12 protein-coding genes and 1 pseudogene are annotated in these 16,168 nt (G+C 62.8%); 8 read left to right on the plus strand and 5 right to left on the minus strand.

What is annotated here, in order from left to right; all coding sequences use genetic code 11:
* Nucleotides 1-18 precede the first annotated feature (18 nt).
* From HWY05_RS18870 to HWY05_RS18880, 3 genes are all read left to right on the plus strand, one after another.
* A complete protein-coding gene (locus tag HWY05_RS18870; protein ID WP_176059214.1) occupies nucleotides 19-4,482 on the plus strand; it encodes a transporter substrate-binding domain-containing protein in 4,464 nt (1,487 codons plus the stop codon).
* 613 nt (nucleotides 4,483-5,095) lie between these two features.
* On the plus strand, nucleotides 5,096-5,530 hold the full coding sequence (locus tag HWY05_RS18875; protein ID WP_035553494.1) for a CHRD domain-containing protein: 435 nt from the start codon (nucleotides 5,096-5,098) through the stop codon (nucleotides 5,528-5,530).
* Nucleotides 5,531-5,652: 122 nt separating this feature from the next.
* The gene (locus HWY05_RS18880) at nucleotides 5,653-6,618 is read left to right on the plus strand and encodes an alpha/beta hydrolase (protein ID WP_176059180.1); all 966 of its coding nucleotides are present in this window, start codon (nucleotides 5,653-5,655) and stop codon (nucleotides 6,616-6,618) included.
* Here HWY05_RS18880 and HWY05_RS18885 read toward each other — a convergent pair.
* Nucleotides 6,588-7,427: an EcsC family protein gene (locus HWY05_RS18885; protein WP_035553491.1), complete on the minus strand. Its 840-nt coding sequence runs from the start codon at nucleotides 7,425-7,427 to the stop codon at nucleotides 6,588-6,590. The genes HWY05_RS18880 and HWY05_RS18885 overlap by 31 nt on opposite strands.
* 139 nt (nucleotides 7,428-7,566) lie before the next feature.
* On the opposite strand from HWY05_RS18885, the gene HWY05_RS18890 reads away from it, so the two are divergent.
* On the plus strand, nucleotides 7,567-9,162 hold the full coding sequence (locus HWY05_RS18890; protein WP_035553488.1) for an MDR family MFS transporter: 1,596 nt from the start codon (nucleotides 7,567-7,569) through the stop codon (nucleotides 9,160-9,162).
* 30 nt (nucleotides 9,163-9,192) lie between these two features.
* A complete protein-coding gene (locus HWY05_RS18895; protein ID WP_035553487.1) occupies nucleotides 9,193-9,705 on the plus strand; it encodes a MarR family winged helix-turn-helix transcriptional regulator in 513 nt (170 codons plus the stop codon).
* Nucleotides 9,706-9,758: 53 nt separating this feature from the next.
* Here the strand turns inward: HWY05_RS18895 and HWY05_RS18900 are convergent, their stop codons facing one another.
* The gene (locus tag HWY05_RS18900) at nucleotides 9,759-11,036 is read right to left on the minus strand and encodes an amino acid deaminase (RefSeq protein WP_035553484.1); all 1,278 of its coding nucleotides are present in this window, start codon (nucleotides 11,034-11,036) and stop codon (nucleotides 9,759-9,761) included.
* A gap of 158 nt (nucleotides 11,037-11,194) precedes the next feature.
* Between HWY05_RS18900 and HWY05_RS18905 the strand changes: the two genes are divergently transcribed.
* The 3 genes from HWY05_RS18905 (at nucleotide 11,195) to HWY05_RS18915 (ending at nucleotide 14,058) form a co-directional block, all read left to right on the plus strand.
* Nucleotides 11,195-12,085, plus strand: a complete 891-nt coding sequence (locus HWY05_RS18905) for a MurR/RpiR family transcriptional regulator (RefSeq protein ID WP_176059181.1) — start codon at nucleotides 11,195-11,197, stop codon at nucleotides 12,083-12,085.
* A 3-nt stretch (nucleotides 12,086-12,088) separates the two neighbouring features.
* Entirely contained in the window at nucleotides 12,089-13,570 is a 1,482-nt protein-coding gene (locus HWY05_RS18910) for a D-aminoacylase (RefSeq protein WP_035553479.1), read from the plus strand.
* Nucleotides 13,571-13,671: 101 nt separating this feature from the next.
* Complete coding sequence (locus tag HWY05_RS18915; protein WP_035562439.1) at nucleotides 13,672-14,058, plus strand: RidA family protein; 387 nt, start codon at nucleotides 13,672-13,674, stop codon at nucleotides 14,056-14,058.
* 180 nt (nucleotides 14,059-14,238) lie between these two features.
* On the opposite strand, the gene queF is transcribed toward HWY05_RS18915, so the two are convergent.
* The 3 genes and pseudogenes from queF to HWY05_RS18930 form a co-directional block, all read right to left on the minus strand.
* Complete coding sequence (gene queF, locus HWY05_RS18920; RefSeq protein ID WP_035553478.1) at nucleotides 14,239-15,063, minus strand: NADPH-dependent 7-cyano-7-deazaguanine reductase QueF; 825 nt, start codon at nucleotides 15,061-15,063, stop codon at nucleotides 14,239-14,241.
* The gene (locus HWY05_RS18925; RefSeq protein ID WP_176059182.1) at nucleotides 15,060-15,962 is read right to left on the minus strand and encodes a 5'-nucleotidase; all 903 of its coding nucleotides are present in this window, start codon (nucleotides 15,960-15,962) and stop codon (nucleotides 15,060-15,062) included. The genes queF and HWY05_RS18925 overlap by 4 nt, the downstream gene beginning before the upstream one ends.
* A 23-nt stretch (nucleotides 15,963-15,985) precedes the next feature.
* Nucleotides 15,986-16,168: pseudogene (locus tag HWY05_RS18930) on the minus strand (threonine ammonia-lyase, biosynthetic); the annotation flags it as partial.

The raw sequence follows: 16,168 nt of genomic DNA on the forward strand, positions 1-16,168 counted from the left end.
GGCAACCTCGATTCGCGGGTGGCGTTGCTCGTCCGTGTTCGGCAAGGTAGTGCGTTGAGGCGTGGATTCCGGCGCCTGGGGTTGGCCCTGCTAGTCCTTTTCTTCTGCGGCATCGCGCACGCTGCGGCTGTCGCCCAGCCGTCCGGCGAGGCATCACGCCCTCAAGCCGCAAACCCCACTCCCACCAGACTGACCGTCGGTGTGCTTGCCAGCAACTGGCGACCGTTCGAGGCGCTAGAAGGAGGCCGGCTCACTGGCATGAGCGTCGACTATTTGCGTGCGCTGCTCGGGCCGGACGTCGTGATCGAAGCCAAGGCTTTTCCCGACATGCCGCAACTGCTCGCCGCTGCATGCGCGGGCCAGGTCGATCTGTTGATGAGCCTTGCGCGCACGCCTGAACGCGAGCGTTGCCTGCGATTTACCGTGCCGTATTTCCGCTCCTCCATATCAGCCGTGGTTCGCCGGGACGGTGAGGGCTACGGGACCGCATCGCAGCTTGGCGCGGCGCGCATCGCCATCGAGAAAGGTTTTGCACTGGAGCGTTCAGTGCGCGAGCGCTTTCCGCGTGCTGAGATCAACGCGTTTGCAACCACTCACGCCGCACTTGCCGCGATTGTTCGGGGCGATGCCGACGCTTACCTTGGTTTTACCCCGGCCGTGCAATACGCATTGGCCACTCACGAGTTCCGTAGCCTGAGCATCGCGTTCGAGGAGGGCAGCAAAATTGCGGATCTGCGCTTCGGCGTTCCGCGCGGTCGGACTGCGCTGCGCGATCAACTCGATCGGGCGCTTGCATCGCTCGACCCGGCTGACGACGCGGCGCTGCGCGTGCGCTGGCTACCCGGCAACTTCGACGCCGGGCCGGTGACCGGTGCGCCGCGTCTGGTGCTCACCTCGCAGGAGCAAGCGTGGCTTCGGTCATTGCCGCCGCTGCCGGTGGGTTTCGATAGCACCTGGCCACCCTTCAGCTATGTCGACGACGCCGGGCATCCGGCCGGCGTCGCTGCAGACCATCTGGCGTATCTGAGCCGCACGCTCGGCGTGACGTTCAGCCGCGCTTCCACCGCGGATTGGCCTGCCATTATCGCCGCCTTTCAACGCGGCGAGCTGGCCATGCTGGCCACCGCTTCCAGCAATGATCCGCGCCTCAAAAGCGCGCAGCACACCCGCGCGTACGAGAGCTATCCGCTGGTCATTGTCGGGCGCGAAGACGAGCCGGCCGCGCGTGCGCTCGGCGACTTTGCGTCGCGCCGCATTGTCGTTTCGTCGCATGTCGCCGGGTCGGTGCCGCATGCGCTCGACCACATTCCCCCGAACCATATCGCGATCGCGCCCAGTCTCGACGACGCGCTGGCCATGGTCGCGGCAGGCGAGGCGGACGTCCTGGTAGGCAACGTGGCCGCCGTCGACGTCGTGCTGAAGCGCCGCTATGTCGGCGTACTCAAGATTCTCGGCACGGTCGGTGAGTCCGACGCGCTGAACTTTGCTGTGCGCGCGGACCTGAGTCCGCTTGCCGGGCTGATCGATCGCGCGTTGCAGGCCATGCCGCCGGCGGAAAAGCAGCGCATCAGGCAGAAATGGGTCACCGGTAGTGCCACGGGCGCAGGCATGTGGACCGTGACCGCGCTGCGTCTGCTGCCGTTGCTGATCGGCATCGGCATTGTTTTGCTTGTCACGCTGCGTGCCTGTCTATTGTTGCAGCGGGAGGTCAGGCTGCGCAAGAAAACGGAGCGCGACCTTGCGCTGCAACTGAGCTTCCAGGAAACCATGATGAAGATGGTGCCCTATCCGCTGGTTGCGAAGGACCTCGACGGCCGGTATATCGCCGTCAATCAGGCCTATGAGGAAGCCTGCGGCATGCGCCGCGAAGCGGTGGTTGGCCGCACCACGAAGGACGTGCAGAGTTGGGGCGAGGCCAACAGCCACATCCTCGACGAGATGACTCGCGAGATGCTCAACGGTCGCGAAACGGCGCAGGCGGAGCTGCAGTTCGTGCGTAGCGCCGGCGACGTGCGGCACGGCCTGTTCTGGACCAGCACCTGCCGCGGCAGCGACGGTAAACCGGTTTGCGTCCTCGGCACCATGGTCGACATCACCGATATCCGGCGGGCCGAAATGCTCGCTCGCGAAACCGAGCGCCGTCTTTTCGATGTAACGCGCTCGTTGCCGGCCGTGGTGTTTCAACTGCGCCGTACGGCCGACGGCGTGTACTCGTTTCCATATATCGGCGGCGACACGCGGTTGCTGCTGGGCGGTAGCGCCGTGATCAAACGCGATCAGGTCGATTTCAAGCGCGTTTGCGAGCAGGACCGGCCGCTCGTGATCGCCCAGCTGGAGCACTCGGCGCGCTGCGAAACGCCGGTGCATATGGAGTTTCGCTTCAAAAGCGAAGGCGATCTCAAGTGGGTACGCGCCGAGTTGGTCCCGCGACGGGAAGGTGCCGGCAGCGTTGTGTGGAGCGGGTACTGGGTGGACGCCAGCGTGGAGCACGCGCGCTCCGACGAACTGGCGCGGGCACGCGACGTCGCCGAAGCGGCTTCGCGCGCCAAAGACGACTTCTTCGCGATGATGAGCCACGAAATCCGCACACCGATGAACGGCGTGCTCGGTCTCGTCGAGGTGCTGGAACGCACGCCGCTCAACGCCGATCAAGGCGAGATGCTGAGCATGATTCACGAGTCGGCGGGCGCGCTGCTGCAGATTCTCGACGACCTGCTCGATTACTCGAAAATCGAAGCGGGTCGACTGACGATCGAAGCCGAGCCCATCGACATACGTGAACTGGTCGACAACGCGGTTGGTCTGTTGGCGGGTCGCGCGCACGAAAAAGGTTTGAAGGTACGAGTCGATATCGCCGCGGAAGTCGCCGCGACCTTGCGGGGCGACAGCGTGCGCTTCCGGCAGATTCTGTTCAACCTGCTCGGCAACGCGATCAAGTTCACGCCGTCCGGCGAGGTCGACGTGGGGGTGTCGGTTGTCGAGCAAACCGGCGGCGCCCAAACGCTCGAGGTGACGGTCGAGGACACCGGCATCGGCATTGCGCCTGAGGTCCAGGCGCGGCTCTTCGAACCTTTCGTGCAAGCCGAATCGTCGACCACGCGCCGCTTTGGCGGCACGGGCCTCGGTTTGACGATCTGCCGCAAGTTGATCGATCTGATGGGCGGCTCGCTCGCACTGCACAGCGAGCCCGGCCGCGGCACGCGGATGACCGTGCGGCTCAGCATGCCGGTCGAGGCACAGCGTTATTCGGTCAGCGCGTTGCGCGGCAAGCGCGGTGTCGTCGCCACCAGCGACGCGCGGGTCGGTCAGGCCTTGATGCATTTCGGCGAGGCGCTGGGACTCGAACTGCGTCGCTTTGCTCCGGATGCGCCGGAACTGCGCGACCGCGCGGCGCTGGCCGGCGTGGATCTGCTGTTCGCGAGCGAGGACGTGACGTTTCCCGAAGACGTCATGCCGCGTTCCCGCATCGTCAGTCTGACTGAGAAGCCGAAGCCGACGGGCTATCGCATCATCGACAACAACGTGCGCGTCAGCATCAATCCCATTTCGTGGCGCGGGCTGGGCGCCGCATGTGCTGCAGCGGTGACCGGGTTGCCGTCGGTGGCGCCGCGTTTGGGCGGTATGCCGCGTACGCCTGAGGGCGGCGCGGCGATTCCCGATCGCGAACGCGCCATCGCGAGTGGCCGGCTGATCCTGGTCGCTGAAGACCATCCCGTCAACCAGGAGTTGATCCGCCATCAGCTGGCTCTGCTCGGTTTCGCCTGCGACGTCGCGAACGACGGCGCTGAGGCCCTGGCCGCGCTTGAGCACACGACCTACGGCTGCCTGATCACCGATTGCCACATGCCGAACCTGTCCGGCTATGAACTCACGCGGCGCGTTCGTGAGCAGGAGGCGGGCGGTGCTTATCGATTGCCGATTCTGGGTATCACGGCAAACACCGCGCCTGAAGACCTGAATTTGTGTCGCGAAGCCGGGATGGACGACAGCCTGGTAAAGCCGACCCGGCTCGCCACACTGCGCGATTATCTGAGCCGCTGGTTCGGCACGGACAGTACGCGACAAGCTGCGCCCGCAGAGGCGGTCGGCACGGCGGCCGCCGCCGGCGTCGGTGTTGTCACGGCGCGCGCCGCCGAGCCGTTTATCCCAGTCGATCTGAGTTACATGACGCAACTCTGGGGAAGCGAGTCGACCGTCAAGGCACTGCTTGATTCGTTCGTTTCCTCGGTGCGCGAAGATATGGCGTCGTTGTCGCCGCTGCTCGAACGCGTCGAAACTGAGCGTGTGCGCGAATGGGTGCACCGGGTGGCGGGGGCGGCAAGCGTGCTGCAATACCCGCCGTTGCTGAATGCACTCGACGCGTACCGTCTCGTTATTGGCGTTGAATCAGCCGAGCGAGTGCGTCTCCATGGACTCACGCTGATCGACAAATGCAGTGCCATGCTCGACGGTATCGAGCAGCAGGCGGCGTTGCTCGCTTGAGATTTGCCGCTCGGTGCAGCGGCGATCGCCTCGTCGGCCGATGCAATTGCCCGCGCGAATCCAGCAGAATCCGGAAACGAGCGGAAAAAATAGACGAAAAAAAACGCGGCCGAAGCCGCGTTAAAGATTTGGAGACATCCCTCGATGAAGGAGTCACTTCTCGCAACCGGAAGCATAGCCGGGATGACGCGATTCATTCACTACAAAAAGCGCAATTAACTGTTTGAAGAAATCGAAGAAAGCGTTGATAGCTGTTCTGTCGGCGGCGGGTTCGGCGAATGAATCGGCGTAGTCGACGCGTCAATTGCGGCCGTTGGTCGCTCAATCAGACATGTCGCCGGAGCATATCAGTCAGGCTCCAGATCGAAATTCACTTCACAAAAAAGTCGGCGTGCAGCGATAGCTACGCACAACTACGAAGTCCACACCGCGCGCCAGGTTGAAGCGGGCAGCGCGAACCGCATGGCTGTATCGACCGCATGCAACAGAAAGCGGTCTACCGCGAGTACACGCCGTCTAACGCAAACGCCTGCAGGGAAATTGCACTAGTATGTGGTGGCTCCGCACGCAGCCGAACCGTCGGTGCGGCGGTGCATCAAGTCCGGAGAAGACCATGATTACGCTGCGAAAATTGAATCTGGCTGTGGTGTTGTGGGCATTGGCGTCGGGCGCTGCCTTCGCCGATACGGTAGCGCTGAAGGCGGATCTCGAGCCTTCAAGCGAAGTGCCTCCGCGTGTGAGTCACGGACACGGCATGCTGAACGCCACGTTCGACACGTCGACCAAATCCCTGCAGTGGACAGTCACCTACGAAGGCCTGAGTGGCCCGGCTACCGCCGCGCATTTCCACGGCCCCGCGCCGGTCGGACAGAACGCCAAGGTGCAGGTGCCGATCGACAAAGACGCGCTCGCGAGCCCGATCAAAGGATCGGCGGCGCTGAGCGAGCAACAGGTGACGGATCTGATGGCGGGGCAGTGGTACTTCAATGTTCATACCGCGCAGAACCCGACGGGCGAGATTCGCGGGCAGGTTTTACCGGCGAATTAAATTAGTCGGAAAGCTTGGCCGGTGGGTGGATCGCGCGTTTTTGGGATTAGAAGGCCTCGTCCACCGGCGCCGTATCGAACGCACGTACCATGGCGGGACGCAAAAGAAGGAGTGTGTCCCCCATGAGCTGGCAAAGTGCACTCGCAACCTGGTACCTGCGCAGGCAGTTTCGTCCGGAAACCCTCAAACCGGGCATCAATGTCGAAAGAGCGCGTGCGCTGACCGCGAAGCGGGCCTGGTCGCCGCGCGTGCCGCGCGGCTGGCATCTGCGTGAGTTGTACGGGGCGGACGACACGCCCTTGCGCGGCGAATGGCTCGAGCCCGCCGGCGAGCCGCACGCAGCCCACATCAGCCCCACCGTGCTCTTCTGCCATGGCGGCGGTTACTACTTCTGTTCACCGAAAACACATCGCTCGATCGTATTCGGCCTCGCGACGCGGGCCAACGCGGCGGTGTTTTCGCTCGACTATCGACTCGCTCCCGAACATCGCTTTCCCGCCGCACTCGACGACGCCACCGCGGCCTATCGTCAATTGCTCGCGGATGGCATCGCGCCCGAGTCGATCGTGATTGCCGGCGACTCAGCCGGCGGCGGCCTCGCGCTGGCCACGCTGGTGGCGTTACGCGACGCCGGCGATCCGATGCCGGCAGGTGGCCTGTTGTTCTCGCCATGGACCGATCTGGCCGCGACCGGCGCCAGCATTCGCAGCAACGACGGCCTCGACCCGATGTTCAGCGGCCAGGCGATCGCGCCGGCCGCGCAACTCTATCTCGGCGAGACACACGCTACCCACCCGCATGCGTCGCCGGTCTATGCCGACCTGCACGGCTTGCCGCCTCTCTTCATGATGGCCGGCAGCACCGAGGTGTTGCTCGACGATTCGCAGCGCGTAACCGATAACGCGCGCGCGGCGGGCGTCGACTGTGAATTCGAGGTGTGGAACAAGATGCCGCACGTCTGGCCGATCTTCGCGCCGTTCATTCCCGAAGCCAATCGTGCGCTCGACCGTTCGGCCGCTTTCGTGCGGCGCGTGACGAGTCGCGCCGCAGGTGCGAATCAGCCGTCGAGTGCGATGTCGATGGTTTGATAAGCGGCTTCGATGGTTTCCTGACCGTACTGCCGCTCCAGCCGCCGCACGGTGAAGTGCCCGTGCGCGACCTGCTGGAAATGGTCGATGAACACCGTATTGACCATGGCGCCGAGCACCGCGCCGATCGCGGGAATCGATTTCGCGGCGATCTGTTCGCTGACCTGCACCGAAAAGCGCGCGGCAATCGTATTGAGCAGGCGCAGCAAGGCCGCCGAGCCGTGCGCGGTGAATCCCTTGGTGGCGATTTCCGACGACGCCTTCGACACCGCCTGCGCCAGCGCGCCGCGCATGATGAAGTAGCCGAAGTCGGCGTCGTCGTCGGCGGTGGACGTGCCACCCATGCCGAGCACAGTCAGGCACTGCAACTGCGTGTCGATCGAGCTTAGATCCTCGCCCTCGCTACGCGCGATGTCGCAGATCGAGCGGAACATCAGCGTGGTCGTGACCGGCAACTCGACCGGCAGCGCGAACAACCCGAACGCGCCGCCGGCCGCGCCGGTGGTCGCCACGGCGAACTTGTGCAGCAGGTTGCTCGGCCGGTCGGGCACGATCAGCGGCGTCGCGTCCCGCCGCCCGAGCGTGCGCAACGCGATCGACAGGCATTTGCGCAACGCCAGCTCCGTTGCATCGGTGACCTTTTCGTTGGCGAAGGCCGGCATGCGCGACATCAGCTTTTCGAGCGGCGAGCCGACGATGCTGGCCAGTTTCATCGCCAGCGCGGGGCTCTCCAGCTCGTGTTTCGCGCGCCGCAGCGCGTTCAGATCTTCATCCGATAAGGATTGTGCTGCGAGCGAACTCGGCTCCATGTGCCTCCCTGGCGTCATGTTGGATTCATTCTTCAGTCGATTGTCGCTACGGTAAACCGTGGCGACACGTCCCATTTAGAGCATGAGCTCGTGGTATGATTCCCAATCATTTGACGAGTCAACTGTTGCTCTATCAAAAATGGCTGTCCATACCGCGGCCCACCACTCGAGTGGGCAAGTTTTACCGTTCCGTGAATCGCTTCTGGCGATGCTCGGCATCTCCTTCGTCACGATGCTCGTGGCGCTCGATCAGACCGTGGTCGGCACCGCGCTGCCCACCATCGTCTCGGAACTCAAAGGGTTCGAACTCTACGCGTGGGTCGCCACGTCGTATTTGCTGACCTCGGTGATTACCGTGCCGATCTTCGGCCGTCTCGGCGATTATTACGGACGCAAGCCGTTCGTGATCGCCTCGATCGTGGTGTTCACGGGCGCGTCCGTACTGTGTGGTGCCGCCAACAGCATGATGTTCCTCGTGCTTGCGCGTGGGCTACAGGGCATTGGCGGCGGCATGCTGGTCGGCACCGCTTTCGCATGCATTCCCGATCTGTTTCCCGATTCCGTGGTGCGTTTGCGCTGGCAGGTGCTGATGAGCTCGGCATTCGGTATCGCTAACGCGGTGGGGCCGTCGCTCGGCGGCTTCCTCACGCAGTACTACGGCTGGCGTTCGGTCTTCTACGTCAATCTGCCCGTCGGGCTGCTGTCGCTGTTTTTCGTCTGGCGCTTTCTGCCGCACCTCCGGCACGTCGAGCATAAAGGCAAGATGCGGCTCGATTGGCCCGGCGCCGTGCTGATCGCGGTGGCGCTCGGTTCGCTGCAATTGTTCGTCGAGTTACTGCCAAAGCATGGCGTCACGTTGAGCGCGCTGGCGCTGCTCGCGTTGAGCGTCGCTTCGGCCTACGCGCTGTGGCAGTGGGAAAAGCGCTGCCCGACAGCGATCCTGCCCGTCGACATGTTCCGCAACCGCAGTCTGGCCGCGCTCTTCACGCTTGCCGTGCTGGGCGGTTTCTCGATGTTCTCGCTGCTGTTCTACGCGCCGTTGCTGTTCCAGGGCGGTTTCGGCATGTCGCCGAAAGAAGCGGGGCTCGTCATCACGCCGCTGGTGGTGTTCATCACGATCGGCAGTATCGCGAACGGGCGCATCGTGTCGCGCGTGCGCAATCCGAATCTGATGCTGTACATCGGTTTTGCGCTTCTCGCGCTCGCCTGTCTCGGCGTGGTTGTCGCGACGCGCGCCATGCCGCAATGGCTGCTGATGACGTTCATGGTGATCGGCGGGCTGGGTCTCGGTTTCGTGATGCCGAACCTGACGATCTTCGCGCAGCAGACGGCCGGCCGCGAACACCTCGGTATCGCCACCGCGCTGCTGCAGTCTCTGCGGATGATCGGCGGCATGCTCGGCACGGCGCTCACCGGCACGCTGGTCAGCCATATGTACGCGAGCGGCGTGCGCAGCGCGCTGGAAAACGATCACGCGTCGCAATGGTTCAGCGATCTTGGCGATCCGCAGATTCTGATCAATCGCGACGCGCAAACCACCTTGCTCAGCCAGTTGACGCACGCGGGCCACAACGGCGCCATGCTGCTGGAAAGCGCGCGTGAGGCGCTGGTCGCCGCGATTCATCTGGGGCTCGCGATGGCGGCGATCATCGCCGTGGTGTCGGTGTGGCAAAGCCGCCGTGTGCCGCCGGTCAAGCTTCAGCGCAAGCTGGAGCCGGTGATTCACGCGGATTGATTTTTTTAGACTTACCGGTTTACTGAAGATATGGAAGAACAGGATCACGTCGCCGTCATGCAGCAATTCGGCCGCACCTATCGGGCGTTCATGTCGGCGTTCGAGGCGCAGGTCGGTCATCCGCTGCCGCGCTGGCGCATTCTGCTTGCGCTGCATGACCAGGCCGGCGAATCGTCGCAGAAGCGGCTGGTGGAGCGCTTGCGGGTGGATCCGGGCGCGTTGACGCGGCAGTTGAAAACGCTCGAAGCGTTGGGCTGGATCGCGCGCAGCATGGACACGCGCGACAACCGCGTGACCAACGTGCGCCTGACCGAAGCGGGGCAGGCGGCGACGGAAGCCAGTTTGCCGCGCCGCAAGGCCTTCGTGCACGACACGATGGCGGCGCTGCCGGACGACGTTTTGGGCGCGCTGTCTGGCGCGTTGAAGATGCTCGAGGCGAGGATCGGGGAAGTCGTCGCAACAGGTAACGCTAACGCCGCTAACGCCGTTGACGCGAGCGCTACGCAATCAGCAGAAGCGGCGAACAGCGCAGCGTCGCGTTAGGACATTACCGGCGCGCTTCACATGCCTCGCAAAGCGCGCCGTTCAGAACACAATCAGAAGAACGTCTCGATCACTTCAGTCACGCGATACGCCGGATCGACCACCAGCACCTGACGCCACTTGTCGAACGTCAGGCACGGATGCGAAATGTCGAACGCGATCATGTCGCCCACTTTCAGATCGGCGCCGGCGGGAATCCGCAGATACGCGTGCTGATCCATCAAACCGAAAATCTCCCAGCCTTCGCTCGCCGCGACATCGCGCGGGGCTTCGTTGCCCGGACGGTAGTGGCGCGCCGGTTCCGGCATGCCCGCGTCGAACGCGGAGTCGCGCTTGCCGAGACCGATGATGGCGCGATCCGGCTCGGGAATCGACTGCACATACGCCCACAATTGCAGCGCAGGCAGCAAGCCTTCGCCCATTTTTTTGGCGACCGGATTACGCGCGAAGATGTCGGTCTGCGCTTTGCGATAAACGCCGACGTCATGCGTGAGGTAACAGCCGGGACGCAACACGACCTCGACCTTGCCGTCTTCCGACGCCTTCACGAATTCTTCCGCGACCACGTCGTACCACGCTGATCCTGCGCCCGACAACACCGCCGGTGTACGCGCGAAGCGGCCTTCGTCGACCAGCGTGCGCGTAACGGCCACGGCGCTTTGCAGGAACTCGCGCACTTCCTGTTCTTCCTTCAGTACGCCCTCATACAACTCGACGCCGGCGAGCTTCAGCACGTCCGGATAACGCGCGATCGCGTCAAGCACCGCGTTGCGCTGCGCTTCGTCGCGCACGCCGGTGCGGCCGCCCGGCACGCCGAGTTCGAGCAGCACCTGCAACTGCTTATGCACCGACGTGAAGAACTCGCCCAACTGCTCGACGCCTTCGACCGAATCGACGAGGCAGAAGAATTCGAAATCCGGATCGCTCAGCAACTCCGCGACCATCATCATGTTGCGGCGGCCCACCAGTTGATTGGCCATCAGAATGCGCGACACGCCGCCGTGATACGCCGCGCGCACCTGGTGTGCGGTGGCGAGCGTGATGCCCCACGCGCCGGTGTCGAGCTGACGTCGAAACAGTTGCGGCGCCATGGTGGTCTTGCCGTGCGGCGCGAGCTTGACGCCATATTCCGCGACGAACGCCTGCATCCATTTCAGATTGTGTTCCACGCGATCCGCATACAGCACGGCAGCCGGCAGGCTCACGTCTTCATTCAACAGATTCCACTCGAGGCGTGCCGTGTCCGTGAGTTGGATGCTGGCGCCCGGAACCATGCCCAAGCCCTTGCTATAAGGATCAATCGTCGCGCCCTGATAGTTTGTAACTTTCATGTCTCCCTGCTCCATCGTCCAGTTAAATTGAATCAAAGTTGACTTTAGCATGTTACCGAAAGTACGATGATCGAAGAAATGTTATTTAGTACCACGGTTCGCCTCACAATCCGACGAAGGCTTTTTGTCAGCCTTCGGGCGTCATCCCACAGTCTGCAATGAACTCAACCGCCGAGCCGTTGACCTTCGATATCGTTGCGCGCATCGCCGAATGCGCGCCGGAACTGCGTTCGGCCGAGCGCAAGGTCGCCGCGCTGATTCTCGACGATCTGACGGGCGCGTCGCGCGCCAGCATCGGTGCGCTTGCGCAGCAGGCCGAGGTGAGCGTCGCGACCGTCACGCGCTTTGCCAAGGCAGTGGGCTGCCGCGACGTGCGGGAACTGAAACTGCGGCTCGCGCAGGCGGCCGCCGTCGGACAGCGCTTCCTGCAGCCTGGCGGCGCGAGCGACGCGCCCGAGCCGATCGCCACCCGCATCTTCGACGAATTGCAGAACGCGCTCGCGCATAACCATCAATTGTTGCGGCAGGCGCCGTTTAGCGACGCGGCCGCCGCGTTGCGTGCCGCACGGATGATCTACGTGTTCGGCATGGGCGGCGGTTCGACCGCGCTCGCCGACGAAATGCGCTTTCGTCTCGTGCGGCTCGGCCGGCCCGTTGCGACCTATCAGGACGGCTTGTTGCAGCGCATGGTCGCGAGCACGGTGTCGCGCGAGTGCGTGGTGATTGCGCTGTCCACCACCGGGCGTGTGCCCGAGATGGTCGAGAACTGCAAAATCGCGCGCAGCTACGGCGCGAGCATGATCGCGTTGACCGCGCCGGCCTCGCCGCTCGCCAGACTCGCCGACTGGGTGATCCCGATCGTCGCTTTTGAAACCGATTTCATTTACAAGCCGTCGTCGTCGCGCTACGCGATGATGATGGCGCTCGATGTGCTCGTTACCGAACTCGCCGTCAGTCAGGGCGACGAGAGCCGCGAATTGCTGCGCCGCATGAAGCACGCGCTCGACGCGCATCGCGGCGGCGGCGATCGACAACCGTTAGGAGACTGATCCATGCACTCGCATCCCGAAGCCGCGGACACGCTGATCGTCGGCGCGCAACTGTATGACGGCACCGGCGCGCCGCCGGTGGAGCGCGATGTCGCGGTTCGCGACGGGCGCATCGTCGCGATCGGCAATCTGTCCAACTGGCTGGCCGAAGACGTGGTCGAGGCGAACGGGCGCGCGCTGGCGCCGGGTTTCATCGACGTTCACACGCACGACGACACACACGTGATCCGCTCGCCGCAAATGCTGCCGAAGATCACGCAGGGCGTGACGACGGTGATCGTCGGCAATTGCGGGATCAGCGCGTCGCCGGTGGCGTTGAAGGGCGACCCGCCGGATCCGATGAATCTGCTCGGCGAGCGCGACGCGTTCCAGTATCCGACGTTCGCCGCTTACGTCGACGCTGTGAACGCGGCGCGCCCGGCGGTGAATGTCGGCGCGTTGATCGGGCACACGGCGTTGCGCAGCAATCAGATGGACCGGCTCGATCGCGCGGCGACGGCCGGGGAAATCGACGGCATGCGCGCGCAGCTCGAAGAGGCGTTGGCGAATGGCGCGCTGGGTCTGAGTTCAGGGCTCGCATATGGCTCGGCGTTTTCGGCGCCGACCGAAGAGGTGATGGCGTTGGCCGAACCGCTCGCCGCCGCTGGCGCGCTCTACACGACACACATGCGCACCGAGTTCGACGCGATTCTCGACGCGATGGACGAAGCGTACCGGGTGGGTCGTCACGCGCATGTGCCGGTGGTGATTTCGCATTTGAAGTGCGCGGGGCCGTCGAACTGGGGGCGCAGCGAGGAAGTGCTGAAGTCGCTCGAAGGCGCGCGGCGTTTGCAGCCGATCGGTTGCGATTGTTATCCGTACAACCGCAGTTCGTCGACGCTGGATGTGAAGCAGGTGACGGGCGATATCGACATCACGATTACGTGGTCGGAACCGCATCCGGAGATGGCGGGCAAGCTCGTCAAGGAAATCGCGGCGGAGTGGGGCGTCACGCAGCAGGAGGCGGGCAAGCGCTTGCAGCCGGCGGGTGCGGTGTATCACAACATGTCCGAGGACGACGTGCGGCGCATTCTCTCGCATCCCGCGACGATGGTCGGCTCGGACGGATTGCCGAACGATCCGCTGCCGCATCCGCGCTTGTGGGGAGCGTTTCCGCGTGTGCTCGGGCATTACGCGCGCGACGCCGGTTTGCTGCCGCTTGAAGAGGCGGTGCGCAAGATGACGGGTCTGTCCGCGCGCCGGTTTGGGTTGGCGGAGCGGGGCGAGGTGCATATCGGCTATCACGCGGATCTGGTGTTGTTCGATCCCGCGAAGGTGCGCGACGCGGCGACGTTTGAAAAGCCGCAGCAGGCGGCGGACGGGATCGACGCGGTTTGGGTGAATGGCGTGCTGACGTATCGCGATGGCGAAGTGACGGGGGAACGGGCGGGTCATTTCGTGGCGCGCGGCGCGGCGTCGAAGGGCGATGCGCAGGGCGCGTTTTGAGCGGTTTGTTTTTTCCGATTTTTTGGTTTTTCTGATTTTCTGATTGATGTGGCAGGTGGCGGTGTTTGCGCTGCGTGCCGGACTTTTTAAGGAGTGTGATGATGAAGCGTTATGGCGTTGAAGGCGGGAAGGGAACGGGTGGTCAACACATGCCGTTTGCTCGCGCGGTTGAAGCGGATGGCTGGTTGTTCGTTTCCGGACAGACTCCGATGGAGAATGGCGAAGTGATCAACGGCGGGATCGTCGAGCAATCGCACAAGGCGATTCAGAATGTGTTCGCGATTTTGAAGGAAGCCGGGTATGGGGCGGAGGATGTGGTCCGCTGTGGCGTTTGGCTGGATGATCCGCGGGATTTTGCTTCGTTTAATAAGGTTTTTCGCGAGTATTTTGGGGATAATCCGCCGGCGCGGGCTTGTGTGGTTTCTTCGATGGTGATTGATTGTCGGGTTGAAGTGGATTGCGTGGCTTATAAGAAGCCTGCGGCTTGATTGGGTTTGGTTTCGCTGTGTTTTGGTTTGGGTTGTTGGCCTTTCCTTGCATTCTTGGTGGTCTATTAGCATTGTCCCGTACAGGGGCAACGCGAATAGACCACTACCAAATCAAGGAAAGGCCAACAACCAAAAAACCACACCCAAACCACAGAACAGACAAAACAAAAAATCAGAATTTTATTGCCGCGCCAACCGCATATTATCCGGCATCGGCAAATTATAGTTGGTGCGAAACGGATTAATATCCAGCCCACCGCGCCGCGTGTAGCGCGCATACACCGCGAGCTTGACCGGCTTGCAAGCCTTCAGCACATCAATAAAAATCCGCTCAACACACTGCTCATGAAACCCAGTGTGATTCCGATAAGAAATGATGTACCGCAACAACCCCGCATGATCGATCTGCGGCCCGACATAATGGATCTGCACCGTGCCCCAATCCGGTTGCCCAGTCACCGGACAATTCGACTTCAGCAGATTGGAAAACACCGTCTCCTCAACCGGCGCTTCATCGAGCGCGGCACTCAGTAACGAAGCATCCGGTTGATAAATATCGGTATCCAGATCCAACCGATCCAGCGACAACCCCTCAAACTCCTCCATCTGCAACTTGCCGAACTCATACGGCGCCGTCAGATGCACCGACACAGTCGCCCCGCACGAAGCAGACACGTCCCGCTTGATCGTGTCGCGCACCACCTCCATCGACTCAAACGCCGTCTGCGCAAATGAGCCGAGATACAGCTTGAACGACTTCGACTCGACGATATTCGGCGAATCCGCCGGCACGAAGAACGTCGCCACCGCGATCTGCGGCTTGCCGCGCGCATTCAGCCACGACAACTCATACGCGTTCCAGATGTCCGTGCCGAAAAACGGCAACTGCGCGCCAATGCCGATCGCCTCGCGCGCATTCTTGCGCGCAATCGGAAACAGCAACGAAGCGTCGTACTGTTCGGTGTAAGTGGAAGCCTTGCCCAGCGGTGATTGTTCGGGTGTCATGATGCGTTCACGATGCCACTCAGCACGTGCCCCGTCGCCGTCACGACGCGGGCCGATTCGCAATGGCCAATTTGGTCGTCGAAGAAAAAGTCCGGCTCGAATTCGCGCAAAAATGCGCTCTTGTCGAGGCCGCCGAGAAACATCGCTTCGTCGATTTCGATGTTCCACGCCATTAAAGTGCGGATCGCGCGCTCATGCGCAGGCGCCGAGCGCGCCGTCACCAATGCCGTACGAATATGCATCGGTGCAGCTTCATCCGCGAGTTTTTGCAGCCGGTGCAGTGCTTCGAGCAACGGCTTCAACGGACCGTCCGCGAGCGGCAGATCCTTGTTGTGAATCTCATGACCGAGGAATGCCTTCAGGCCGTCTTTCTGGAACACGCGCTCGGCTTCATCGGAAAACAGCACCGCGTCGCCGTCGAAGGCAATGCGGATTTCGTCCGGATACTTGCTCGCCATTTTCGCCGATTCGGGCAACACGCGCGCGGCGGGGAATCCGGCGGCCAGCGCGTCACGCACGTCGTCCCGATTCGCGGACAGAAACAGCGACGCGTTCAACGGCTTCAGATAGCCGAACGGCGCCCGCCCGCGAGTAAAAACGCCGCGCTCGATCGCAAGGCCATGTTCGCGGCACGAGTGAAACGCACGCAATCCGCTGATCGGATCGCTGCGCGACAAAATCACTACTTCCACGCGATGCCCGCCCGCGTTCAATGCCAGCAGCTTGCGAATCAGCGGAAACGCCACGCCGGGTTTGGCGGGCACGGTCAGCCGGTCGCGCTGCAGGGCTTCATATTGCTGAAGGTTGCCGTCCTCGTACACGCGGTTCTCTTCCTCGAAGTCGAACAGCGCGCGCGACGAAATGGCCACTACCAGTTTGTCGACAAGCGTAAGAGCCATCTGCGTGTTTCGGTCCTAAAAGGTCAGGCGAGGAATAAGCGGTACACCGGGTTGTGCGTCTCTTCCCAGTTCGGATAACCGAGCGTGGCGAGAAACTGGTCGAACGTGGGGTTCTCGCTGTCGGGCACCTGGATGCCGACCAGGATCGAGCTGTAGTCCGCGCCCTGATTGCGGTAATGGAACAGGCTGATATTCCAGTTCGGCGC

The sequence above is a fragment of the Paraburkholderia sp. BCC1876 genome, from assembly GCF_902833695.1.
Lineage (GTDB): Bacteria > Pseudomonadota > Gammaproteobacteria > Burkholderiales > Burkholderiaceae > Paraburkholderia.